This is a genomic window from Shewanella sp. BJSY2023SW007 (genome assembly GCF_047314525.1).
Taxonomy (GTDB): domain Bacteria; phylum Pseudomonadota; class Gammaproteobacteria; order Enterobacterales; family Shewanellaceae; genus Shewanella; species Shewanella chilikensis.
Map to the genome: position 1 here is coordinate 1 of NZ_JBKORL010000115.1, position 23,461 is coordinate 23,461.

At 53.9% G+C, this 23,461-nt stretch carries 20 protein-coding genes; 7 read left to right on the forward strand and 13 right to left on the reverse strand.

The genetic code is table 11. The annotated features are described in order from the left end of the window. Nucleotides 1-74 precede the first annotated feature (74 nt). Entirely contained in the window at nucleotides 75-491 is a 417-nt protein-coding gene (gene tnpA / locus ACMHXE_RS19875; RefSeq protein ID WP_335909953.1) for an IS200/IS605 family transposase, read from the reverse strand. 45 nt (nucleotides 492-536) lie between these two features. On the opposite strand from tnpA (ACMHXE_RS19875), the gene ACMHXE_RS19880 reads away from it, so the two are divergent. Then, on the forward strand, nucleotides 537-1,742 hold the full coding sequence (locus tag ACMHXE_RS19880; protein WP_165564833.1) for an RNA-guided endonuclease InsQ/TnpB family protein: 1,206 nt from the start codon (nucleotides 537-539) through the stop codon (nucleotides 1,740-1,742). A 57-nt stretch (nucleotides 1,743-1,799) separates the two neighbouring features. Here the strand turns inward: ACMHXE_RS19880 and ACMHXE_RS19885 are convergent, their stop codons facing one another. The 5 genes from ACMHXE_RS19885 to ACMHXE_RS19905 all read right to left on the reverse strand — a co-directional run bounded on the left by ACMHXE_RS19885 (nucleotide 1,800) and on the right by ACMHXE_RS19905 (nucleotide 8,240). Then, nucleotides 1,800-2,525, reverse strand: coding sequence for a phosphotransferase (locus tag ACMHXE_RS19885; protein ID WP_028780479.1), 726 nt, complete (start codon nucleotides 2,523-2,525; stop codon nucleotides 1,800-1,802). A gap of 284 nt (nucleotides 2,526-2,809) precedes the next feature. Continuing rightward, nucleotides 2,810-2,989: a Trm112 family protein gene (locus tag ACMHXE_RS19890; protein ID WP_025011023.1), complete on the reverse strand. Its 180-nt coding sequence runs from the start codon at nucleotides 2,987-2,989 to the stop codon at nucleotides 2,810-2,812. Continuing rightward, entirely contained in the window at nucleotides 2,979-4,007 is a 1,029-nt protein-coding gene (gene lpxK, locus ACMHXE_RS19895; protein ID WP_335924864.1) for a tetraacyldisaccharide 4'-kinase, read from the reverse strand. Before lpxK ends, ACMHXE_RS19890 begins: the two co-directional genes overlap by 11 nt. Continuing rightward, on the reverse strand, nucleotides 4,008-5,807 hold the full coding sequence (gene msbA, locus ACMHXE_RS19900) for a lipid A export permease/ATP-binding protein MsbA (protein ID WP_101056686.1): 1,800 nt from the start codon (nucleotides 5,805-5,807) through the stop codon (nucleotides 4,008-4,010). It lies immediately after the preceding gene. A 33-nt stretch (nucleotides 5,808-5,840) separates the two neighbouring features. After that, nucleotides 5,841-8,240 carry a DNA internalization-related competence protein ComEC/Rec2 gene (locus tag ACMHXE_RS19905; RefSeq protein WP_413733181.1) on the reverse strand — a complete coding sequence of 800 codons (2,400 nt, stop codon included), beginning with the start codon at nucleotides 8,238-8,240 and terminating at the stop codon, nucleotides 5,841-5,843. 29 nt (nucleotides 8,241-8,269) lie between these two features. Here ACMHXE_RS19905 and ACMHXE_RS19910 point away from each other — a divergent pair, with 29 nt between their 5' ends. Then, complete coding sequence (locus tag ACMHXE_RS19910; RefSeq protein ID WP_100142371.1) at nucleotides 8,270-8,776, forward strand: DUF2062 domain-containing protein; 507 nt, start codon at nucleotides 8,270-8,272, stop codon at nucleotides 8,774-8,776. Between the two features lie 177 nt (nucleotides 8,777-8,953). Here the strand turns inward: ACMHXE_RS19910 and lolE are convergent, their stop codons facing one another. Genes lolE through ACMHXE_RS19925 form a run of 3 tightly spaced genes read right to left on the reverse strand, consistent with a single transcriptional unit; the run spans nucleotide 8,954 to nucleotide 12,151 of the window. Then, on the reverse strand, nucleotides 8,954-10,213 hold the full coding sequence (lolE, locus tag ACMHXE_RS19915; protein ID WP_215774201.1) for a lipoprotein-releasing ABC transporter permease subunit LolE: 1,260 nt from the start codon (nucleotides 10,211-10,213) through the stop codon (nucleotides 8,954-8,956). Then, on the reverse strand, nucleotides 10,210-10,926 hold the full coding sequence (gene lolD / locus ACMHXE_RS19920) for a lipoprotein-releasing ABC transporter ATP-binding protein LolD (RefSeq protein ID WP_044734777.1): 717 nt from the start codon (nucleotides 10,924-10,926) through the stop codon (nucleotides 10,210-10,212). Before lolD ends, lolE begins: the two co-directional genes overlap by 4 nt. Then, nucleotides 10,919-12,151, reverse strand: a complete 1,233-nt coding sequence (locus ACMHXE_RS19925) for a lipoprotein-releasing ABC transporter permease subunit (protein ID WP_208166329.1) — start codon at nucleotides 12,149-12,151, stop codon at nucleotides 10,919-10,921. Before ACMHXE_RS19925 ends, lolD begins: the two co-directional genes overlap by 8 nt. Before the next feature lie 96 nt (nucleotides 12,152-12,247). Here ACMHXE_RS19925 and ACMHXE_RS19930 point away from each other — a divergent pair, with 96 nt between their 5' ends. The 3 genes from ACMHXE_RS19930 to ACMHXE_RS19940 are packed head-to-tail and all read left to right on the forward strand — an operon-like array spanning nucleotide 12,248 to nucleotide 17,492. Continuing rightward, nucleotides 12,248-12,844, forward strand: coding sequence for a hypothetical protein (locus tag ACMHXE_RS19930; protein WP_028780486.1), 597 nt, complete (start codon nucleotides 12,248-12,250; stop codon nucleotides 12,842-12,844). Nucleotides 12,845-12,897: 53 nt separating this feature from the next. Beyond that, nucleotides 12,898-16,362 (forward strand): transcription-repair coupling factor, encoded by a 3,465-nt coding sequence (mfd, locus tag ACMHXE_RS19935; RefSeq protein WP_413733184.1) that lies wholly within the window; start codon nucleotides 12,898-12,900, stop codon nucleotides 16,360-16,362. Then, entirely contained in the window at nucleotides 16,362-17,492 is a 1,131-nt protein-coding gene (locus ACMHXE_RS19940; protein WP_413733186.1) for a CsiV family protein, read from the forward strand. Before mfd ends, ACMHXE_RS19940 begins: the two co-directional genes overlap by 1 nt. Here the strand turns inward: ACMHXE_RS19940 and ACMHXE_RS19945 are convergent, their stop codons facing one another. The 3 genes from ACMHXE_RS19945 to nagZ all read right to left on the reverse strand — a co-directional run bounded on the left by ACMHXE_RS19945 (nucleotide 17,493) and on the right by nagZ (nucleotide 19,720). Beyond that, complete coding sequence (locus ACMHXE_RS19945; RefSeq protein ID WP_101056694.1) at nucleotides 17,493-17,765, reverse strand: acylphosphatase; 273 nt, start codon at nucleotides 17,763-17,765, stop codon at nucleotides 17,493-17,495. A 295-nt stretch (nucleotides 17,766-18,060) separates the two neighbouring features. Then, on the reverse strand, nucleotides 18,061-18,621 hold the full coding sequence (gene ycfP / locus ACMHXE_RS19950; RefSeq protein ID WP_101095812.1) for an alpha/beta hydrolase YcfP: 561 nt from the start codon (nucleotides 18,619-18,621) through the stop codon (nucleotides 18,061-18,063). 82 nt (nucleotides 18,622-18,703) lie between these two features. Then, entirely contained in the window at nucleotides 18,704-19,720 is a 1,017-nt protein-coding gene (nagZ, locus tag ACMHXE_RS19955; protein ID WP_412514719.1) for a beta-N-acetylhexosaminidase, read from the reverse strand. A gap of 296 nt (nucleotides 19,721-20,016) precedes the next feature. On the opposite strand from nagZ, the gene ACMHXE_RS19960 reads away from it, so the two are divergent. Next, a complete protein-coding gene (locus tag ACMHXE_RS19960) occupies nucleotides 20,017-21,393 on the forward strand; it encodes an L-serine ammonia-lyase (protein WP_215774196.1) in 1,377 nt (458 codons plus the stop codon). A gap of 356 nt (nucleotides 21,394-21,749) precedes the next feature. Here the strand turns inward: ACMHXE_RS19960 and tnpA (ACMHXE_RS19965) are convergent, their stop codons facing one another. After that, a complete protein-coding gene (gene tnpA, locus ACMHXE_RS19965; protein ID WP_335909953.1) occupies nucleotides 21,750-22,166 on the reverse strand; it encodes an IS200/IS605 family transposase in 417 nt (138 codons plus the stop codon). Between the two features lie 45 nt (nucleotides 22,167-22,211). Here tnpA (ACMHXE_RS19965) and ACMHXE_RS19970 point away from each other — a divergent pair, with 45 nt between their 5' ends. Beyond that, nucleotides 22,212-23,417: an RNA-guided endonuclease InsQ/TnpB family protein gene (locus ACMHXE_RS19970; protein ID WP_165564833.1), complete on the forward strand. Its 1,206-nt coding sequence runs from the start codon at nucleotides 22,212-22,214 to the stop codon at nucleotides 23,415-23,417. Nucleotides 23,418-23,461: the final 44 nt, after the last annotated feature.

Sequence of the window (23,461 nt, forward strand, 5' to 3'; positions counted from 1 at the left end):
TTTATCGGATAGCGCGGAAAACCTCGCCGTTCAGGGCGAGGATGAATAGCGCAACGGCGAAGCCGTTCTGAGGGCTACGCCGGAGTTTGTTGCTGCTCAATATACTGCCGGATGATCTCAATTGGCGCACCACCACAGCTCCCCGCAAAATAACTGGGCGACCAGAGCGCACCTCCCCAGAGTTTCTTTTTGATCGAAGGGTAATTCTTTTTTCGGATCATCCGGCTGGATACACCTTTGAGACTGTTAACCAGATTCGACACGGCCACCTTCGGCGGGTAATTCACCAACAAATGCACATGGTCGTCTTCACCGTCGAACTCAACCAGCTCTGATTCAAAATCAAGACAGACCTTTTCAAAAAAGATTTTTAGATCATCCAGCACTTCTTTGGTAAAGACATTTCGTCGGTATTTTGTTACAAAGACCAAATGAACGTGCATTTTAAAAACGCAATGCCTGCCATGCCTTAAATCGTTTTCAATTTCCATAGACCAATCTATAATTGAGTTGTATTGACACAGTATGAGCAAGCCATGCAACGACTGCAAGCCTACAAATTCGAACTGATTGTCACTGGAGAGCAGCAGCGCCAGATGCGCCGCTTCTCCGGTGCTTGTCGGTTTGTCTATAACAAGGCGCTGGCGTTGCAAAAAGAACGACATGAGCAGGGTGAAAAGAAACTATCGGCCTTTGAACTGAATAATCTGTTACCACAATGGAAAGCAGAGCCAGAAACAAAATGGCTGTCTGATTCACCTTCTCAAACGCTGCAACAGTCGCTGAAAGATTTAGATCGGGCGTACAAAAATTTCTTTGCCAAACGAGCAGACTTCCCGCGCTTCAAAAAGAAGGGTCAGTCAGATAGCTTTCGCTATCCACAAGGGGTGAAACTGGAGCAAGGCAATAATCGACTCTTCCTGCCCAAGCTCGGCTGGCTGCGTTACCGCAACAGCCGGACGGTGGAAGGTGAGATTAAAAACGTCACGGTCAGTCAGGTTTGTGGTAAGTGGTATGTATCGATCCAGACCGAGCGGGAAGTTGAAATTGCCGTGCATCAGGGCGATGCCATCGGCATTGACATGGGCATTGCCCGCTTTGCCACCCTGTCCGATGGCCGTTTTTACGCCCCGCTCAACAGTTTCAAACGGCACGAAACCGCTTTGCGCAAGGCGCAGCAGGCCATGAGCCGCAAGGTAAAATTCAGCAATAACTGGAAAAAGGCCAAAGCCAAAGTTCAGCGCATTCATTCCAATATCGGCAACAGCCGCCGTGACTACCTGCATAAAATCTCAAACGACATTAGCAAAAACCACGCGATAGTCTGTATTGAAGATTTGCAGGTCAAAAACATGTCAAAATCAGCGGCAGGAACCGCCGAGCAACAGGGTAGGAATGTTAGGGCGAAGTCAGGCCTGAATAAAGCCATTCTTGATCAAGGCTGGTTTGAGTTCCGTTGCCAGCTCGATTACAAGCTGGCATGGAATGGTGGCCACCTGATCGCCGTTCCACCGAAAAACACCAGCCGGACGTGTCCGTGCTGTGGTCACATATCGAAGGATAACCGCGCCACGCAAGCTCGGTTTGCCTGTGTGGAATGTGGCTTTGAAGAAAACGCCGATGTCGTCGGCGCGATCAATGTATTAAGGGCGGGACACGCCCGATTAGCCTGTGAAGTGAGTGGTGCAACAATGCCGCCAGCAGCAGGAACCCACCGAAGCGAGTCCGGCGTTCGCGCCTAACCGCAGTAGGAATCCTCGTCGTTTACGGCGAGGAGGATGTCAATGACTCGGCAAGGCTCAGGCAGGAATATTGCGAAAATGCCACAACACCCAATAGATGGGCTTGAGATCACGGCCGCCTATATCGCGAAACGGCCTCAGCAACAGATAGAGCCACTGCCAACTGACCAGGAAACTTCTGGTCTCATGCCAGATAGCTTCACCACCGGCTTGGCGATAACTGGCTATCGCTTGGGCAATCGCTTCGTTGGCCGGCCCCATGTAGCGGTATAAGCTGTGAATGTACACCAGCAGATCCCTTATCTGCTGCATCAGCATGTCTTTACCCTTTTGATTGGCTTCAAAGTCGATAAAGGTTACCTGTCCCTGTTGCCAACTGATATCCCTGAGTGCCGGACGGCCGTGGGCCAAGCCCATACTGTGCAAACCCGCCAGAGCAGCGGCGCTGTCATTGAGGATCTGCTGCATGCCTTGCTGATCCTGCGATTTGAGTGCCAACCAGTCTTTGACTGTCACACCGGCATCTTCCACGACAAAGTAGCCCTTATCGGACTGAACAATGCGCGGCACAGGAGCTGAGCGGCTGGCCAGATGTTCCAGAGTCTGTTTCTCTTTTTCCAGCGCCAGTTGAGGATTGGGTTTCAACACCCGCATGGCCCCCTGAAGAGTCTCTGCCTGTTTGAGCCAGTATTTTTTACCCTCATATTCAAACGAGCAAATACGCTCCCCGGGATGAGCTTCCAGCACCCGCAGAACATATTGATTGAATTTAGGTTGCTCCATGGACAGGACTCCCTTCCAAGAATTGGTGGTGGTTCACAGAAAATTCTTATTAGTATCTTAGGGAATGGCGATTAAAGCAAATTCACTTAGGCTAAAACCCTGCTATTTAACGCATTTTTAGAGACTAATACCACAGAGGCTTAATGATAAAAACAATTGATGAATGAAATTAACAATTTCCAAACACAACAACTAATACAAAAGAGGGAGACGATGCCAGGGAGGGAAGTAGAAATGTAGACCCCAATCCGCTGTTGCGGATTGGGGGGATCGGACAGGGGCTGTTATTGCTTTTCCTGCCAAGGCTCGGCCTTGTCAGCCAGCAGCACAGGGATCCCATCATTGATAGGATAAGCCAGCCTATCTGCCTTACAGATGAGTTGCTGTGCCTGCTTGTCATACTCCAGTCTGCCTTTACATATGGGGCAGGCTACGATTTCCAATAGTTTCTTATCAAACGCCATCAGACTGTCCTTTTTGGTTTGCCTTTTGTTTGCTTGCCATTGCCTCTCGCACCCGAGTCAGCAATTGGGCATCGAATTGGGGTGATAGCTTGGCATTGACGGCCAAATACCACCAGTGTTGTTTTGCAAATTCGCGACACTTGATCGCATCTTTTTCTGTCATCAGCAGCGGCAGTTCATCACCAAGCGGCGTCAAGGCCTCCAGACTGTAGGCCTGATGATCGGCAAAGACCTCTTGGGCTTCGAGCTTGAACCCCATCTGAGAGAGAGTTTCAAAAAAACGTTCCGGATTACCGATACCGGCCATGGCTTTTACCGCCATAGGCGCTGTGGGGGCCTGAGTCTGGTTTTCCCCTGCGACACTCAGTACTGCACCGGGAATGAGCTGCATACCAAACTCTCTGACGGTATCACAGGCTTCGCCGTTGTGGATTACAAAATCAGCCTTTTCCAAGCGCCAGGCTCCCTCTCTCAAAGGGCCCGCCGGCAGTAACATACCGTTGCCCAAGCGGCGCCTGGCATCAACAACCACCACTTCGATATCCCGCGCCAAGCGATAGTGCTGCAAACCGTCATCACTGATAATAATATCCACAGTGTTGGAGGTAAGCAGTAACTCGGCGGTGGCGATACGATCCACTCCCACGGCCATGGGCACTTGAGTACGGGCCGCTATCATCGCCGGCTCATCACCAAAATCGCTTGGATTGGCCCCGGGAGGCACCAGCCTAGGTTCAGTTTGACCACTGCCATAACCACGGCTTATTACTCCGGGCCGATAGCCATAGTGCCTGAGCAGCTCAATCAAATAGATGACGGTTGGCGTCTTGCCGCTGCCGCCAACGGTAATATTACCGACTATGATCACAGGTACAGGCAGAGTTTGCGAGGCCTTGAGGCCAAGTTTAAACCCCAGGCGTCTCAGGCCACTGAGCAAAGCAAACAGCCAGGAAAGCGGCCAAAGTAGCCACCTTGCCCAATGCTTGTGATACCAGATACGGTTAAGCAGAGCTTCCACTTAACCTCCGAATTGCATCTGGTACAGCTTGGCGTACGTCCCATCCTTTTCCAGCAGACTCTGGTGAGTGCCACGCTCGAGGATCTTGCCCTGATCGACCACTAATATCTGATCGGCACTTTCAATGGTCGACAGTCTGTGGGCAATCACAATCGAGGTGCGATTGCGGCGCAGGTTATCCAGCCCCTTCTGAATCGCCTTCTCGGATTCGGTATCCAGTGCCGAGGTTGCCTCATCAAGGATCAACACAGGGGCGTCTCTGAGGATGGCTCTGGCAATGGCGATCCGCTGGCGCTGACCACCAGACAGCATCACGCCGTTCTCACCTATCTCGGTATCCAGTCCTTGGGGCAAGGCTTCGATAAACTCCATCGCATAGGCTAATCTGGCGGCGTTTTCTATCTGTTCGCGGGTCGCCTCGCCTGGGTAGGCATAAGCGATATTGTTGGCTATGGTGTCGTTGAACAGGGTGACCTGCTGCGACACCAACGCAACCTGGCTACGCAAACACTTGAGTGAATAGTCGTAAATGCTGACATCATCCAGGGTGATCTCCCCCTGCTTGAGCCCGGTGTAGAAACGGGTTACCAGACTGGCGATGGTCGACTTACCCGAGCCTGAGCGGCCCACCAGCGCCAGTGTCTGCCCCTGACGCACTTCAAAGTCGATATTCTCAAGCGCCAGACGTTCCTGTCCCGGATAACCAAAGCTGACATTATCGAAACGCAGATTGCCTTCAACCCGCTCTACTGTGTGAGTGCCGCTATCGGATTCCCCGGGAGTATCCAGCAGCTCAAACACTGTGGTACAGGCGGCGATACCACGTTGAAACTCGGCGTTGACCCGGGTCAGGTTCTTGATGGGCTGTAACATGGCCAGCATAGCGCCCAGGATAGTGGCAAAGGTACCAGCCGTCAGTTCATCCTTCAGGCTGTCAAAACTGGCAGCATAGAGTACAAAGGCCAATGCAAAGGAGCCGATGATCATGATAAGCGGCTGGCTGATGGCCTGGGCCGCAGCCAATTTCATATTCTGATAACGGTTGTGATCGTTGACCTTGGCAAAGCGATCGGCCTCTGTCTTCTGACCACCAAAAGACAATACGTTCTTGTGGCCCTTGATCATCTGCTCGGTCACAGCAGTCACTGACCCCATGGCGCCCTGGATCTGCCGCGATACTTTACGGAAGCGGCGGCTGACAACGGCAATCACCACCCCGATGAAAGGACCAATGATCAGAATACACAGCGACAGTTTCCAGGAGTAATAGAACATCAATCCCAGCATGCCTATGACAGTAACGCTATCTCTCACCAAGGTGATCAGCGCACTGCCGGAGGCTCTGGCGATTTGCTCTGTGTCAAAGGTCACTTTGGAGATCAAGGAACCTGTGTTTTCCCTGTCCATATAGCTGACCGGCAGCGACAGTATGTGTTCAAACACCTGCTGACGCATGTCCTGAATAAGCTTGGCGCTGATATAAGAGATGCCATAGGTAGAGACAAAGTTGGCCACCCCCCGAAGACTGAACAGCCCCACCACCACAAAGGGAGCCATGGTCAACACATCCGAGCTGGCATTAAACCCCTTGGAGGTACCCAGCTCGACGCCGGCAACGACCGAATTATTGGCAAACCCTTCATCGATAAAAGGTTTCACAAAAGCGATAAAAGTAGCGTCCACAACCCCATAGGTGATCAACGCCAGAATCGAGATGACAAATACCCCTTTGAGGGGCTTGAGGTAGGTCAGCAAACGTCTGAAAACTGTCCAGACTTCACGTTGTTGAGATGTGCTCATCAGCGAAACTATATTTATGACAAAGTCGCCATTCTACTCTGGATTCCCTGCCATACCAAACCCAAACAAGCGGTTATACCAAAATGGCGCCAGATCCTCGCGGTAACTGTGCACTGTGTAACCCTGGCCATCAAAGTGGAGACTCACCTGCCCCAGCTCCCCGGAAATCAAGGCTTGGGCGCCGATGGCCCGATACCTCAAGCGTATCTCCTCCTTGGGAAATCCCCAGCGATTGCCATGCCCGGCAGCAAACAACACCCACTCGGGTGCGATTGCGCCGATAAACTCAGGATGGGATGAAGTACGGCTGCCATGATGGGGCGCCAGTAAAATATCACTCTCAAGTGAGCCTTTTCCATGCAATAAGGCGACCTCACCGGCCAATTCTATATCCCCCGGCAACAGCACCCTATGATGACCATCGAAGAGTTGCAGTACGCAGGAGCCGTTGTTGCCTGGCTCAGGCACTTTGGGGCCAAGAAAGTTAAGCTCTATCCCTTGCCAATCAAGCATCCCCGGACGGCAGCCCCTGTGCCAACGCTTTGAATGACGGCTCTGTAGCTCAGAAACATCGGTTATCAACCCTGCCTTGTCAAAGGCCTGCATCAGCACTTGAGTGCCACCGGCGTGGTCATTATCCCCATGGCTGATAATCAGGTAATCGAGTTTGGTCACACCTTTGGCACCAAGGAAAGGCACTATCACCCGCTCTGCGTAGCTGAAACGCTCGCCAAAGGCCGCACCTGTATCATAAAGCAAGGCATGTGGCCCCTTTTGTACCACCACAGCCAGCCCCTGGCCTACATCCAACATATGCATTTGCCAGCCCTTGGGTTTGAGCAGGCCAAGCCATAGCCCGAGCTGCAGTACAAAGGGTATTATCAGCAGCATCGCCACTCCCCGCCCCTTGGGCAGCAAACGCCAGCAAAGCCATGCCGGAAACAGCAACAGCGCCGCGGCGCTGAGAGCCTGCGGCAACATGAGCCAGCCACCGGGAAGCTGACTATTGAACTGCCATAATTTTTGTACCGGCCAGAGACTGAAAGACGCCAATTGCCAAGGCATGAGTGCCACTGCATCCATGCCGAGAACGGAAAATATCGACCACAGCAGCAGTGCCAGCAGCGCCAGGGGGATCACCAGCAAACTGAACCAAGGCACCAGCAGCAAATTGAGCCACAAACTGTGAACCGTCACGGCGCCAAAGAGTACCGCCTGCAGTAGCGACAGCCCCAGACAAAGGCGCCACTGTATCGCCCAGAATGCCAGGGCCCAGCGCTTGAGCTTTGCTGGCCAGTGGGTCAGTACTTGCTCCTGCTCCAGAGCCTTAGGATTATGAACTTGGTGATTAAGGCTCAACAGAATTAACGCCAGCGCCGAAAATGACAGCCAAAAGCCGCCACTGAGACTGGCCAAGGGATCAATCAAGAGCACACAGGCCAGTGCCCACAGCAGCCGCTCCCAGGCCGAGGCATAGCGCATCATTAAAGTCGATAACACCAACAAGCACAGCATCAACAAGGCTCTTTGGGTGGCAATGGCAAAACCTGCCAGATAGGCATAAAAGAGTGCCATCAGCAATGCCGCCAAAGATGCCAGTACCAAATTGCGCCGCCCATAGACGGGTGCCCAACGCTTGAGCGCTCCAAAACTCAGCAGATAACACCAGAAAGCGACCACCGAAAGATGCAACCCCGAAATCGCCACCAAGTGGGCATTGCCGGATTGGCGTAACTCTTGCCAGCGCGCCTCGGAAAAGAGTGACCGCTCACCCAAGGTCAGCGCCAGCAGCAAATCACCGCCCTCAATTTCGGCCAATACTGGAGTTAACTCTGTGACCAAACGTGCCCGAAGCCCAGTTGATGGCAACAGCCGCTCACCTGATATTACCTGGCCTCTGGCGGTTATCCGCTCACCAAGCAGATAGCGCTGACGATTGAAGCCGCCCTGATTGAGCACGGCGGCAAAGGATCTGGGCTTGACTTCAAACTGCCACACCTCACCCAATTGCGGCGACGGCAATGCATCCCCCTGCCAGCTCAAACGCCACATCGAGGCCAGGGGTGCCAACAGGGTTGCAGAATTATCATCAATTGGCCGAATATCCATGCGGATCCAGTCGCCGTTTGCAGAAACTAGTGATATGATTTCGCCCCGCAGTGTCTGAGTAACAGATGTTTCAGAGCTGGATGATGAGTCAGTAAGGCTTTTAATATCAATGACTAACTGACAGTAAACACTGACCCACAGCACGCCGCCCAAAGCACCATAGAGCAAAGCTCTTCCCTTGGGGATCCAGCTCCCGCTCCAGACTCTGAGGCACAAAACCAGCAGCACTGCAATAATTGGCAATGAGAATAAGGGCGGTATCCAGGGCCAAAGCATGGCCGAAAGTACGGCGATGCCAAAGCCCGATAAGCATTGATTCATCATTGAGTAATTTAAGACAGCAATCTGAGCCTATGCCAAAAAAGATCATTCAGAGATTCATGCCCGATCCGGAGAAACTGAGGAATCATAAACACCTCAAGATCTTCGGCAGCCTGCTGAACAAACCCAATCTTTGGGCACTGAATCGCCGCTCTGCCCCCGGCGCCTTCGCCATAGGCCTGTTTGTTGCCTGGATGCCAATGCCGTTTCAAATGGTGTTGGCGGCGGCGCTGGCGATCTACTTTCATGTCAACCTGCCGGTGTCAGTCGCTCTGGTTTGGATTACTAACCCAGTAACCATGCCGGCCATGTTTTATCTGGCTTATTTGATAGGTGCCAAGCTGCTCAATCACCCGCCGCAGCAGTTTGTCTTCGAAGCCAGTTGGGCCTGGATAGAATCCTCCATCAGCACCATAGGCCCACCTTTCCTGTTCGGTTGTTTGGTATTGGGTGTGATCAGCGCCCTGACGGGATATTTTGTGATCAAGAGTGCCTGGCAGTACTCCATCTATCTGCAGTGGCAAAAACGACGTAAATAACTGCTGCTGGCAGTAACGTCACTGGAGCGGCACAATTCAGGGATACTTCAGGAGTACTTCAGGGATACATAGTCTTAGCGCTAACCAAACTTGGCAACCCAAAGCGCATTCAACCAACAAATAGCAAGAACCCGGCGATGGCCGGGTTCTTGCTATTTAGGATCTGCCTGTCGCTTATCAACGCCCGGCCAGGGCGGTTGCCGGGGCTATTCGACTGGCCCTGAATGCCGGATACAAGGTAGCCAGCAGACTCATCAGCAGCGCCATAGCCACCACGGCCAACACATCGGTGAGCTCAAGCCTGGATGGCAAGAAATCGATAAAATAGATATCCCCCGAGAGCAACTTATGCCCGGTCAACTGCTCAATCCCCTTGGCGATGGCCGAGAGATTCTTGGCCAGCAATACCCCCAGCAAGGTTCCTATGGCGCAGCCCAGCACACCATTGAGCGCGCCCTGGACAATAAATACCAGCATCACGGCGCCGCGCTTAAGTCCCATGGTCATCAAGATGGCGATTTCCGAAGCCTTGTCACGCACCGCCATTACCAGGGTGGAGACTATGTTGAAACAAGCCACACCTATTACCAATGCCAGCACCAGATACATGACGGTGCGCACCAGCTGAATGTCCTGGTAGAGGTGGCCCTGGGTGCGGGTCCAGTCATTGAGATACAAAGTCTGGCTCTGGGCATAACCCAGCTCGCGAATCAGCCGCGGCGCTTCAAATACCCGCTCAACCTTGATTCTCACCCCGGTCACCTCGTCTGCAAGCCCAAGCAGGCGCTGGGCATAGGCCATGGGCACATAAGCCGTGGTGTATTCAAGCTCGCCGCCGAGACGAAAACTGCCGCTTATCAACAACGAATGACTGCGGGCCTGCGCCAGTTGACCACTGCCCTGGCCATGGGGTGATGGCAGATAGAGGGTCAGGCGATCACCCACCTTAAGTCCCAGTTTGTCCAGCATCCCCTGGCCCAGCACGATATGATTGCTGTCGCCCTCAAGGCTCTGCCAGCTTTCCTGTGTCAGATACTGACTCAGGGTCGAAACCCGCGCTTCGGCCTCGGGGTTAACCCCCACCACAGACAAACCGACAAAACCGCCCGGCTTTTGCACCAAGCCCTGCATACGTACCAGAGGAGCGGCGGCGCTGATGCCGTCGATTTGCTCGGCGTCCGACACTATCTGACGCCAGTCATGAATAGGTTCGCGGACCTGGCTCAACTCCCCCTGGGGCACAACCCCGAGCAGGCGCTGCTCCAACTCGCGCTCAAAGCCATTCATCGCCGACAGCACCAGAATAAGCACGGCAACCCCGAGGGCGATACCTGCGGTGGAAGCAAAAGAGATAAAACTGATAAAGCTGCTGCTCTGGCGGGCGCGGTAAAAGCGCCAGCCGATGACCAGGGGCAGCAAGGCGGGATGCGCCGTCATTGGCCCGCCTCCGGCGCCGACAAACGACCATCGACCATCTGCAGCTGCCTATCCATCCTGGCTGCCAGTTGATGATCATGGGTTACCACCACAAAAGCCGTGCCCAGTTGCGAGGCCAGCTCGCGGATAAGCTCATAGACAGCCTCGCCGCTGTGGGCATCCAGGTTACCCGTAGGTTCATCGGCAAGTACCACTTTGGGGCTGTTGATCAAGGCCCTGGCAATGGCCACCCGCTGGCGCTCACCACCGGAAAGCTCCGCCGGGGTGTGATCCAATCTATGTCCCAGCCCCACTCTTTCGAGCAAGGCCCTGGCCTGCGCTCGCACTTCCGCCTTGGGGCGACCGGCAATCAGCCCCGGCATGGCCACATTTTCCAGGGCGTTGAATTCGGGTAACAGATGATGAAACTGGTAGATAAAGCCCATCGCCTGATTGCGCAGCTGTGCCTGGCGGGAGGCCGAGGCTTTGTATAAATCCTCGCCCTCGAGCAACACCTGACCGGCAGAGGGCTTATCCAGGGTGCCAAGAATATGCAGTAAGGTACTCTTGCCCGAGCCCGAACTGCCGACAATCGCCAACTGCTCCCCCGGATACACCTTGAGGTCGACCTGCTCCAGCACCTTGGTGCTGAGCTTGCCTTCCTGATAACTCTTGCTGACGGCTTTGGCTTCAAGGAGCGCGGCTTGTTGCATGGTATTGATTCTCTTATTCATATCTAAGTGCAGTCGCAGGTTCTACCCGGGCGGCCCGAATGGCCGGGTACAAGGTGGCGGCCAGAGTCATCAGCAGAGTGCCGATGGCGATAAGCACCAGTTGCTGTGGTTCCAGCTGCACGGGTAACCTCTGCCCGGCGCCCAATACAGCAATCCCCAGGGTCGACAGCAGCGGATTGATGTTGAGGGTGGCCACTATGCCAACCCCGAGGCCCAGCGCCAGGCCTATCAGAGCGTTGAGGGAGCCCTGGGAGATAAAAATGGTCATGATATCCAGCCTGCCCAGCCCCTGGGTCTTGAGCACGGCGACATCGGCAGTTTTATCCACCACCATCATCACCAGCGCCGAGACAATATTGAAGGCTGCCACCGCGACAATCAGGCTTAACATCAAAGACATCATGTTCTTTTCCATCTTCACCGCGGCGAAGAGATGGCCATAACTGTCACGCCAGTCGCTGACGCTCACCTCAACGCCCTTAGCTTCGAACAAATGTTCAACCTTGGGCGTCAGCGCCGGGGCGCTGAAGGGGTCGCTCAGAAACAGCCTGAGATCCTGAATTTGCTTTGGCGACTGACGCATCAAGCGGCGGGCATCTTCATAGTGCAGAAAAGCCACCCCGGCATCGACCTGAGAACCCATCTCAAAAATACCCGCCACTTCAAAAATTCGCTGGCTGGGAACAGGCCCGAGCGGCGAGTACACCACACCATCACCGCTGAGCAGACGCAGCTTGTCTCCGGTGGCAACATTGAGCCGCCGTGCCAGCTCTGAGCCCAACAACACCCGGTAGCTGCCGCTGCTGAGCGAATCGAAGGCATCCAGATAGGCGTGTTTGGCTATAACCGAGAGATTTTTTTCGGCCTCGGGGTAGATGCCATAGAGCTGCACCGCACTGATATTATCGGCCGACTGGGCCATCGCCTGGGTGGTCGCCGAGGGCGCCAGCCCAAGCACGCCGGGCAATTGCTGTAAATCACCTTTAAAGCTTTGCCAGTCATCAAAAGAGTGGTCTGTATGTACTGTCAGTTGTGGAATGGCCCCCAGGATACGGGTCTTGAGCTGGCCTTCCAGGCCGTTCATCACAGAGCTGACAATAATCAATGCTGCCACCCCGAGAAAAATCCCGCTGACGGCGAAGAAGGTAATAAAGGAAGCAAAAGCGTTGGCCTTGCGGGCACGCCAGTAACGATAACCTATGTAAAATGAGAGTCCCGGATTCATGAGAGGGATAGCATGTCCTGTGCGCTGCGCTTGCTAAATCAATGAAGTGGGCACGATAATAGGTGGATTGACCGGGTAAATACAAGAGGCGGGACCTTGTTTCCTGAATCCAATCCATACTTCAGCGTGCCCCACGCCTTCGATGTCTATCTCAGCCTCTGGCCCAAGGACACTCCCTTGCCGACCGAGAGCCAACTGCTGGCGATGCAATCCACCGGCTTGAAACTGATGAGCGAGGTCAAGGCGCTGGAAGCCGGCTGTTTGTTACAGCTGAGGCAACTCGGCGATGAGGGCCGGGCGATAGTCGACTACCTCAAACTCCAGTCCCGTAAGATAGATCTGGTGTTACAGCACGTATTGGAGCAGGAGAGCCGCGAAGGCCAACACTGTCCCGGGGTGCAATTTGGCGGCAGCGGCGTGCGGGTGCAGTTACCCCAGGCACTGGACGCCGGTACATTTTGCAAGCTGACCCTGTTTATTCGCGATGAAATCCTGTCCTTGCAGTGTATCGCCTCGGTGCGGGAATGCCGCGCCGACCCAGGCCATGAAGGCCAGTTTCTGGCCGATCTCGACTATCGGGTGATCCAGGATGCCGATATCGAACTCTTGGTCAAGGCCAGTCTCAGCGTGCAACAAAAGCAGCTCAAAAGGCGTAAGGCCAGTCAGGATCCCAACTGGCATGAGCCATCCTAAATCTCTACAATGGTGCGCAATCCATTCAGAATGAATCTGTTATCACATCTTCAATGAATAAGTTTTCTGTACTGGCGCCTGCGGGTGCCCCAAAGGCCGGCGAGATCCGCCATCTCGGCCTCGGCGAAGGCGTGGAGCGCGCGCTGACCTTGGCCAACCTCGCCCGCCAACATCAAGGTGTCAGCCTGTTGGTAACAGCAGATACGCCAACCGCCCTGACACTGGAAGCCGAACTTAAATACCTTCTGGGTGATGCCCTGCCCGTGTGGTTGTTTCCCGATCGGGAGACCCTGCCCTACGACAGCTTTTCGCCGCATCAGGATCTAATCTCCCAGCGGCTGGAAACCCTGTCAAGGTTGCCAAGTGCCAAGCGCGCCCTGGTAATAGTGCCCATCAACACCCTGATGGTGCGACTGCCGCCCAAGTCCTTCCTGTCGGCCAATGTGATGTTGCTGAACAAGGGTGACAACTACAGCCTGCAACAGATGCGCGAGCACTTGGTCAGCGCCGGTTATCATCTGGTCGGCCAGGTTTATGAACATGGCGAATTTGCCATTCGCGGCTCGATTCTGGATATCTTTCCCATGGGCTCAGCCGAGCCGCTGCGAATTGAACTGTTCGATGATGAAGTGGAATCGATTCGCCATTTCGATCCTGAAACCCAGCTATCCAAGGAACCCCTGTCGCAGATACGAATGCTGCCGGCCAAGGAGTTCCCCACAGATGAACGGGCCATAGAAGGCTTCCGCCAGCGTTATCGGCGCTATTTTGAAGTATTGGTTAAAGAGCCCGAGTCCATCTATCAGCAGGTGAGCCGCCATTTGATGCCCGCCGGTATCGAAAACTACCTGCCCTTGTTCTTTGATGAAACCGCGACCCTATTAGACTATTTTGCCGGCGATGTGCAACTGCTGACGCTGGGCGACCTGCAGCAGGCCGCCGACACCCACCTGACTCAGGTGCGCAATCGCTATGAAGACAGGCGGGTCGATCCGCTGCGGCCCTTGCTGGCCCCGGCCGACCTATATCTGTTGACCGAGCAGCTGTTTGCCGCCTTCAAGCGCTGGCCAAGACTGCAGCTGAGCCAGGTGGATGCCCAAAAACAGCAGCAATTGGCTGCAGTAAGCGCGCTGCCGGATATCTCGGTCAACCATAAGCTGAAGCAGCCCTTGCAGGCGTTGGCCGACTATATCGCCTCGGCAGGCAGAGTTCTGCTCAGCGCCGAATCCGAAGGCCGCCGCGAGGCGCTGATGGAGTTGCTGGCCAAGATAGAGTTGCGCCCGGTACTGTTCCCGCATCTTAAGGCGTTTATCGACTCGGATGCACAGCTGGGGTTAATCGTCTCGCCCCTTGCCAAGGGCTGCGTACTCCATGAGCCCAAGCTGAGCATAATTTGCGAAACCGAGCTCTTCGGTCAGCGGATCTCCCAGCAGAGACGGCGGGAAAAACAGCGGCAGATCAGCAGCGATGCCCTGATTAAAAACCTCGCCGAGCTCAAGGTCGGCCAACCCATAGTGCACCTGGAGCACGGGGTCGCCCTCTATCAGGGGCTGGAAACCCTGGATACCGGCGGCGTGGTGGCCGAATACCTCAAGCTGGAATACGCCGGTGGCGACAAACTCTATGTGCCTGTGTCGTCACTCCACCTCATCAGCCGCTACGCCGTGGCACCGGATGAATCCCCCAACCTCAACAAGTTGGGTAACGAGAGCTGGGCCAAGGCCAAGAAGAAGGCGATTGAGCGCATTCGTGATGTGGCCGCCGAGCTGCTGGATGTTTACGCTCGCCGTCAGGCCCGCCCCGGCGAGGCCTGTGAACTGGATGAGACCGAATACGCCCTGTTCGCCCAGGGTTTCCCGTTCGAGGAGACAGTGGATCAGGAAACCTCCATCGCCGCCGTTCTCGCCGACATGCAGTCACCGGTGGCCATGGACCGTCTGATCTGTGGTGACGTGGGCTTTGGCAAGACAGAAGTGGCCATGCGCGCCGCCTTTGTTGCCGTCAACGCCGGCAAGCAGGTGGTGGTGTTGGTGCCCACGACTCTGCTGGCTCAGCAGCACTATGAAAACTTCAAGGACAGGTTCGCCGACTGGCCGGTGCAGATTGAAGTCATGTCCCGTTTTCGCACCGCCAAAGAGCAGCAACAGGTGATTGCCGACCTGGCAAACGGCAAAGTGGATATTGTTATCGGCACCCATAAGCTGCTCAACAGCGAGGTAAAATTTGACGCCCTCGGCCTGCTTATCATAGATGAGGAGCACAGGTTCGGGGTACGGCAGAAAGAGAAGATCAAGGCGCTCAGGGCCAATGTGGATATTCTCACCCTGACGGCGACCCCTATTCCCCGCACCCTGAATATGGCCATGTCCGGCATGCGGGATCTGTCGATTATCGCCACCCCGCCGGCCAAACGCCTGGCGGTGAAAACTTTTGTGCGCGAATACGACAAGGCCAGTGTCCGTGAGGCCATAGAGCGGGAGATCCTCCGTGGCGGCCAGGTCTATTACCTGCACAACAATGTGGAGAGCATAGAGAAACGCGCCGAGGAGCTGCGCGAGCTGTTGCCCGATGCCAGAGTGGTAGTGGCCCACGGCCAGATGCGCGAGCGCGAGCTGGAGCGGGTAATGTCAGATTTTTACCACAGACGCTACAACGTGTTGGTGTGTACCACCATTATTGAAACCGGTATTGATGTACCGAGCGCCAACACCATCATCATAGAGCGGGCCGACACCTTCGGATTGGCGCAGCTGCATCAGCTCAGGGGCCGGGTTGGCCGCTCCCATCACCAGGCTTATGCCTATCTGATGACCCCGCATCCGAAACGCATGACCTCAGATGCCCGCAAGCGCCTGGAAGCGATTGACGCTCTGGAAGATCTCGGTGCCGGCTTTATGCTGGCGACTCAGGATCTGGAGATCCGCGGCGCCGGTGAATTGCTGGGGGATGAACAGAGCGGCCACATCTCCAAGATAGGCTTCAGCCTCTACATGGAGATGCTGGAGTCGGCGGTCAAGGCGCTGAAACAGGGTAAGGAGCCATCTTTGGCACAGATGCTCAACCAGCAGTGTGAAATCGAGCTGAGGATCCCGGCGCTGTTGCCGGAAGACTATGTGGGCGATGTCAATATTCGCCTGTCGCTCTACAAACGGATAGCCAACTGCACTACGGAAGCGGCGCTGGATGAGCTCAAGGTGGAACTGATTGACCGTTTCGGTTTGTTGCCTGAAGCTACCCGAAACCTGATGCAACTGACACTCTACAAGCATCAGGCCACCGCGCTCGGGCTGAAAAAACTCGATTTTCACGCCCGCGGCGGCAGTGTCGAGTTCAGTGACGATCATATTATCGATCCCGGCTTTATCATCGGCCTGTTGCAATCCCAGCCACAAATCTATCGAATGGATGGACCGAATAAGTTAAAGTTCACCCTGGCGGCCGAAAGCAGTAAAGAACGCCTGGAGATGGTAGGTATTCTGCTGCAACAACTGGCACAACACACTGTGGGAGAAAAATAGTGTATCGAAATATGCTGGCAACCCTGGTTCTGGGGCTGACACTTTCGCCTGTATTGCAGGCGGCACAATATCCTTGGTACGAAGTCGAGGTATACCTGTTTGAGCGCCCCGGGCCAAGCACGGAAAAGTGGCCGGATACGCCGCTGGAGCTCAAACTGAACAAGACCATAGACTTGATCACTCCCCAGGTCGCCACCGAAATCAGCTCAAGCAGCATGGCTGGGGGAGACTGTGATCCGCAATGGCAATCTCAATCCGCAGGCAGCGCAGCAGATAAGGCTCTCAATAACGATGCCTCCGGCTCACAGCGCGGCCGCCCCCTTCAGGCAGGCCAAGTGATATCTCTGGCCCAGGCCGATAACACGACTCAAGCGGATGCCACCGCTTTGCCTTGCCAACAGCGGCAAGCGGAAATCCGTATGCCCAAGCAGTTGCCTGTGAATATCAGCCCCAGAGACAGCAGCACAGCCGCCCAACCCGGCGCCCTGCTGCTCAGTGAAAGTCGGGCCCAATTTGGCGGTGTTATCAATGCCCTCAAGCGGCAACGCGGTTTGAAAGGGCTTTTGCATCTCACCTGGCAGCAACAGATGAAACCCCGCCACAGAGCCGAGGCACTGCATCTCTTCGGTGGCCGTAACTTTGGCTCAGACTTCAAGCTTTCAGGCTTGCCCCAGAGCCAGTTGGACACGGCTTCGAACTCATCTTTGAATGGTTTATCAGAAGACTTATCTGAAGAAAAACTGCCTGAGCAAGCATTGGACAATGGCCTGAGTGAACCAACTCAAATGGGCAGTGAGGAATATGCAGCGCTTGGGAGCTTGATGGTGCCGCAAACGCCCAAGGCAGTGTGGGAGCTTGATGGGCTTTTGAATATCTATCTCAGCCATTATCTCTATGTGGAAACCCGCTTTAACTTGAGGGAAGCCGGCTATAAATCTCTGGCCACCCAGGAAGGTGAGCCTGAGCTGCAAACTCCCTTTCTTTACAGCATTCCCATGGAGCAAAATCGCCGTATTCGCAGCGGGGAAATACACTACTTCGATCATCCCAGAATGGGGATGATCCTACAGGTAAGGCGTATGGCTCAGCCGGGCAGCCAAACTCAAGCTGAAAGTAGCGAAGAGCTCTGATCAGTGGCTGATAGAGAAGTCGAGGTAGATCTCATCTGCCTCGTCTTCTTCCACATAGACACTATCGACCCGCGCCTGAGGTGGCCCCTGTTCGCACCAGGTTATTAAGTGATCGACGGCCGGATAAGCCCCCTGCGCCAACACTTCAACCGAACCATCTTCTTTGTTGCGCACATACCCCGTCACCCCCAGTGACTGAGCCTTTTGCTGGGTAAAACGTCTGAAACAGACTCCCTGCACCTTGCCTTTTACAGTCAGCAGCACCCGCTTCATGGGCGTCTCCTTGTGGCTTCATTATCTTGCTATGCTTATAAATCAAGCAGTTGATTAACAAAAAAGCAAAAAAAACAGCTAACAAAAGAGTGTTAGCTGCATCGGGCGACATACGCAAAATGTCCGGTAATTTTGCAACCACAAAGCGTAACACTTTGTATCAAAACCACCATAAAACGTAACTTTACACAGCTACAGGCCCGATGCAACCAGCGCAACAAACGGAACAACAACCCGAAACCCCTCTCGTGACATCGATCACAAAAAGGGCTTGTTTTACCGCACAAAAGAGGGTTTAACCGACGCGCTCTACACCCTCATTCTGCTTGAAGGCTTTTATCTGAGTCAAATGGCTCGCCAGCGAGGCAAACTTATGACTCTGCTGCTTATCCCAAACCACTTCATAATAGCGGCTGAGCAAAGCATGACTGCGGGTGCTATCCAAAACTTCATCCTCGGTCGACAGCAGGCACAGGGCGCGGTTACGGTTCTTGCTGCGAAAATCGGTCACGCACTTGCTGGCAATATCGGCGTACTCTTCCGGCCTGTCTATCTTGCCGGGCATGTTTTCCTCCGGCCAAAGATTGGGGTTGACCAATATCGCCTTGAGCCCGGACAGGAAAGCAATTCGTTCGGCCCAATAGGCCCCCAGCCCCACACCTATGATCAATGGCTTGGGATCGTCAGTGAGTTTAAGCTGCTTACTGACCTCATTCAGCAGATGCTGCATATCGTGTCTGGGATGCTGGGTGCTGTAGCTGATGAGACGCACATCATCATCAATAAACTGTAACTGCCTGACTTTTTCATGATTACCCGGGCTGGTGGCATCAAATCCGTGAAAATACAAAATCATTTTGTTTCCTCAAGTCTCATTCCAGTCATGGTTATACAGGTTTCAAACTAACCAAGTTAGTTTGCGCCTATATTGTGCCAAATCAATTTTTTGTGGATGAAATCCTTGCCGCCAGCTCGCGGGCTCGCTCCCAGCGCGCTTCATCCTGCAATGCTTGCATCACCTTAGCAGGGTCTGCCCTCAATGTCGCAGCCGGAAAAGGATTGCCCTCGGGCCAAGGGAAGTCTCCCAGAAGGCTTCTGGCGCCCTCGGGGTCATTGCATACCAATACCATGTTACAACCGGCTTCCAGTGCCGCTCTGGCCCTGGCCTGATAGTCTCCTGCTACCGCCGCCCCTTTCATGCCGAGATCGTCCGAGAAAATCACTCCATTAAAGGCCAGTTTGCCGCGCAGCTCCTGCTGGAGCCAAAAAGATGAAAATCCGGCGGGGTTTGGGTCTACTTCGGGATAAATCACATGAGCCGGCATAATACCTTGGAGCATCTCTTTGGCGATCAGCTGTGAAAAAGGCTGCATATCACACTCGGCAATCTCTTGATAGCTGCGCGGGTCGACCGGCTGGGCAATATGGGAGTCGGCCTCGACGCTGCCGTGGCCGGGAAAATGTTTGCCCACTGCGGCCATACCGGCCTCAGTCATGCCTTCAATAAAGGCCGCTGCCAGCGCGGTGACCTGCTCGGGCTTGGAGGCGAAACTTCGGGTGCCTATCACCTGACTGATACCATTGAGATCGAGCACAGGGGCAAAGCTTAAATCTATGTCGCAGGCCAATAGCTCGACGGCCATCAAAAAGCCCAGCTCTTTGGCCCAGGTTGTTGCCAGCTCCAGCGAGCCTGCGGCGGCCGGCAATATATCGCCCATGGCTGGGATTTGGGTAAATCCCTCGCGAAAACGCTGTACCCTGCCCCCTTCATGATCGACGGCAATTAGCAGTTCGGGACGCACCCGACGAACCGCGCGGATCAGGGCTATCAGTTGCTCTCTGTCTTGGTAATTACGGCTGAAAAGAATTAGGCCGCCAACGGCCGGATGTTGCAGGACAGACGCCTCCTCTTGGGTCAACTCGACAGAGGCAAGATCCAGCATTAAGTGACTCATAAACATCTCCAACAGGGTACCGCGCATGAAAGCGACTGAAAAAGGTACGAAATGGTGTTAGCCCCGATACAGGTATGGCAGCAAGGAAAGCGCAACCAGGGTCAATCCCTTTGTTAGCAAGGCTAATGCAACCTTAGCTTAATAAGAATAACTAATGATATTCCAGGCCAAAAGTATGGGATACTTGCCCATGGGCAGAGTAACTTGGGTCAAGGTTACTCCGAAACCTGCGCATGCGCGAGCAATGCGCCTCCCAATGACTAAAATAACAACGAAACAGCAACAGGGTTAACCAAATGATTAGCGTATTCGATATGTTCAAGATAGGTATAGGGCCTTCCAGTTCCCATACCGTGGGTCCGATGAAAGCGGGCAAAATCTTTATCGAACAACTGGCTGCAGATGACTTACTTGGACAGGTCGACGAACTGCAGGCAGAACTTTTTGGCTCTCTTGGACAAACGGGCAAGGGCCACGGTACCGGCAAGGCAGTGATTCTGGGATTGATGGGGGAAGATCCGGAAACCGTCGACACCGACAGCATAGAGGCGATTCTGGCAGAAGTAGCCGACAGCCAGACACTGACGCTCAGCGATGGCCGTAAGGTTAAGTTTACCCGCGAAGATGGTATCACCTACCACAGGCGCAAGACACTGCCGGCACACGCCAACGCCATGACACTCTACGCCCTCAAGGCCGGAGAGTGTTTGTATCAACGCACTTACTACTCGGTCGGCGGCGGTTTTATTCTCGATGAAGATGAAATTCAGCAGCGTAACGCTTCTCCGGCGACTCCCATCGCCCAGGCGCCTTACGATTTCAATACCGCCAGCGAACTGTTGGAGCTTTGCTGCGACAATGGCCTGAGCATCTCTTCGCTGATGATGGCCAATGAGCTCAGCATAGCCCCAGAAGATGAAGTCAAAGCCAAACTGTGGCATATCTGGCAAACCATGAAAGCCTGCGTCGAAAAAGGCTATCAGAAAGAAGGCATTTTGCCCGGTGGCCTTAAACTGCGCCGCCGCGCCCCGGCGCTGCATCGCCGCCTCAAGGCCGAAGGCCGCAACAATATCGATCCCCTCAATGCCATGGATTGGGTGGACTTGTTTGCCCTGTCTGTGAATGAGCAAAATGCCGCCGGCGATCGGGTGGTAACGGCGCCCACCAATGGCGCCGCCGGTATCATCCCTGCCGTGCTCTGCTACTACGACACCTTTGTTCAGGAAGTGGATGAAGATGTCTGTTGCCGTTTTCTGTTGACGGCGGCGGCCATAGGGATTCTGTACAAGAAAAACGCCTCCATTTCCGGAGCCGAGGTTGGCTGTCAGGGCGAAGTCGGCGTGGCTTGCTCTATGGCCGCCGCCGCACTGACCGAAATCATGGGTGGTACGGTCGAGCATGTTGAAAACGCGGCAGAAATCGGTATGGAACACAATCTGGGGTTGACTTGCGATCCTGTCGGCGGCCTGGTGCAGGTTCCCTGTATCGAACGAAACGCCATGGGCGCTGTCAAGGCCATCAACGCCTCACGCATGGCACTGCGCGGCGATGGTAATCACAAGGTTTCCCTGGATAAGGTGATCAAGACCATGATGGACACCGGCAAAGATATGCGCAGCAAGTACAAGGAAACCGCCAAAGGCGGCCTGGCAGTTAATATCGTCGAGTGTTGATTACCAAATCAATCTCTCCAGTAGTCCCACCAAAAACAGGACTATCTTCCCGATAAAAGAAGAGCGCCAAATTTGGCGCTCTTCTTTTTTAAACTTATTCATTTTAAAGGACTCCCGAAACCTACATCAGTGGATGATTATTGATCTGACACAGTATTTCGAACACAGTCCCAGGCAATAACACTTTATCCTGAGCTATTAATTAACTTTCAGGCATAGCTTATGCAAGTACTGGCCATAATCACTATTCATCATAGGTTTTACAACCCTTAATAGATCTTGTTTATCGGATAGCGCGGAAAACCTCGCCGTTCAGGGCGAGGATGAATAGCGCAACGGCGAAGCCGTTCTGAGGGCTACGCCGGAGTTTGTTGCTGCTCAATATACTGCCGGATGATCTCAATTGGCGCACCACCACAGCTCCCCGCAAAATAACTGGGCGACCAGAGCGCACCTCCCCAGAGTTTCTTTTTGATCGAAGGGTAATTCTTTTTTCGGATCATCCGGCTGGATACACCTTTGAGACTGTTAACCAGATTCGACACGGCCACCTTCGGCGGGTAATTCACCAACAAATGCACATGGTCGTCTTCACCGTCGAACTCAACCAGCTCTGATTCAAAATCAAGACAGACCTTTTCAAAAAAGATTTTTAGATCATCCAGCACTTCTTTGGTAAAGACATTTCGTCGGTATTTTGTTACAAAGACCAAATGAACGTGCATTTTAAAAACGCAATGCCTGCCATGCCTTAAATCGTTTTCAATTTCCATAGACCAATCTATAATTGAGTTGTATTGACACAGTATGAGCAAGCCATGCAACGACTGCAAGCCTACAAATTCGAACTGATTGTCACTGGAGAGCAGCAGCGCCAGATGCGCCGCTTCTCCGGTGCTTGTCGGTTTGTCTATAACAAGGCGCTGGCGTTGCAAAAAGAACGACATGAGCAGGGTGAAAAGAAACTATCGGCCTTTGAACTGAATAATCTGTTACCACAATGGAAAGCAGAGCCAGAAACAAAATGGCTGTCTGATTCACCTTCTCAAACGCTGCAACAGTCGCTGAAAGATTTAGATCGGGCGTACAAAAATTTCTTTGCCAAACGAGCAGACTTCCCGCGCTTCAAAAAGAAGGGTCAGTCAGATAGCTTTCGCTATCCACAAGGGGTGAAACTGGAGCAAGGCAATAATCGACTCTTCCTGCCCAAGCTCGGCTGGCTGCGTTACCGCAACAGCCGGACGGTGGAAGGTGAGATTAAAAACGTCACGGTCAGTCAGGTTTGTGGTAAGTGGTATGTATCGATCCAGACCGAGCGGGAAGTTGAAATTGCCGTGCATCAGGGCGATGCCATCGGCATTGACATGGGCATTGCCCGCTTTGCCACCCTGTCCGATGGCCGTTTTTACGCCCCGCTCAACAGTTTCAAACGGCACGAAACCGCTTTGCGCAAGGCGCAGCAGGCCATGAGCCGCAAGGTAAAATTCAGCAATAACTGGAAAAAGGCCAAAGCCAAAGTTCAGCGCATTCATTCCAATATCGGCAACAGCCGCCGTGACTACCTGCATAAAATCTCAAACGACATTAGCAAAAACCACGCGATAGTCTGTATTGAAGATTTGCAGGTCAAAAACATGTCAAAATCAGCGGCAGGAACCGCCGAGCAACAGGGTAGGAATGTTAGGGCGAAGTCAGGCCTGAATAAAGCCATTCTTGATCAAGGCTGGTTTGAGTTCCGTTGCCAGCTCGATTACAAGCTGGCATGGAATGGTGGCCACCTGATCGCCGTTCCACCGAAAAACACCAGCCGGACGTGTCCGTGCTGTGGTCACATATCGAAGGATAACCGCGCCACGCAAGCTCGGTTTGCCTGTGTGGAATGTGGCTTTGAAGAAAACGCCGATGTCGTCGGCGCGATCAATGTATTAAGGGCGGGACACGCCCGATTAGCCTGTGAAGTGAGTGGTGCAACAATGCCGCCAGCAGCAGGAACCCACCGAAGCGAGTCCGGCGTTCGCGCCTAACCGCAGTAGGAATCCTCGTCGTTTACGGCGAGGAGGATGTCAAT

Coding starts and splice junctions, on each gene's coding strand:
- tnpA (WP_335909953.1), bottom strand. CDS start 491: ATGGAAATTGAAAACGATTTAAGGCATGGCAGGCATTGCGTTTTTAAA.
- ACMHXE_RS19880 (WP_165564833.1), top strand. CDS start 537: ATGCAACGACTGCAAGCCTACAAATTCGAACTGATTGTCACTGGAGAG.
- ACMHXE_RS19885 (WP_028780479.1), bottom strand. CDS start 2,525: ATGGAGCAACCTAAATTCAATCAATATGTTCTGCGGGTGCTGGAAGCT.
- ACMHXE_RS19890 (WP_025011023.1), bottom strand. CDS start 2,989: ATGGCGTTTGATAAGAAACTATTGGAAATCGTAGCCTGCCCCATATGT.
- msbA (WP_101056686.1), bottom strand. CDS start 5,807: ATGAGCACATCTCAACAACGTGAAGTCTGGACAGTTTTCAGACGTTTG.
- ACMHXE_RS19905 (WP_413733181.1), bottom strand. CDS start 8,240: ATGATGAATCAATGCTTATCGGGCTTTGGCATCGCCGTACTTTCGGCC.
- ACMHXE_RS19910 (WP_100142371.1), top strand. CDS start 8,270: ATGCCAAAAAAGATCATTCAGAGATTCATGCCCGATCCGGAGAAACTG.
- lolE (WP_215774201.1), bottom strand. CDS start 10,213: ATGACGGCGCATCCCGCCTTGCTGCCCCTGGTCATCGGCTGGCGCTTT.
- lolD (WP_044734777.1), bottom strand. CDS start 10,926: ATGAATAAGAGAATCAATACCATGCAACAAGCCGCGCTCCTTGAAGCC.
- ACMHXE_RS19925 (WP_208166329.1), bottom strand. CDS start 12,151: ATGAATCCGGGACTCTCATTTTACATAGGTTATCGTTACTGGCGTGCC.
- mfd (WP_413733184.1), top strand. CDS start 12,898: ATGAATAAGTTTTCTGTACTGGCGCCTGCGGGTGCCCCAAAGGCCGGC.
- ACMHXE_RS19945 (WP_101056694.1), bottom strand. CDS start 17,765: ATGAAGCGGGTGCTGCTGACTGTAAAAGGCAAGGTGCAGGGAGTCTGT.
- ycfP (WP_101095812.1), bottom strand. CDS start 18,621: ATGATTTTGTATTTTCACGGATTTGATGCCACCAGCCCGGGTAATCAT.
- nagZ (WP_412514719.1), bottom strand. CDS start 19,720: ATGAGTCACTTAATGCTGGATCTTGCCTCTGTCGAGTTGACCCAAGAG.
- ACMHXE_RS19960 (WP_215774196.1), top strand. CDS start 20,017: ATGATTAGCGTATTCGATATGTTCAAGATAGGTATAGGGCCTTCCAGT.
- tnpA (WP_335909953.1), bottom strand. CDS start 22,166: ATGGAAATTGAAAACGATTTAAGGCATGGCAGGCATTGCGTTTTTAAA.
- ACMHXE_RS19970 (WP_165564833.1), top strand. CDS start 22,212: ATGCAACGACTGCAAGCCTACAAATTCGAACTGATTGTCACTGGAGAG.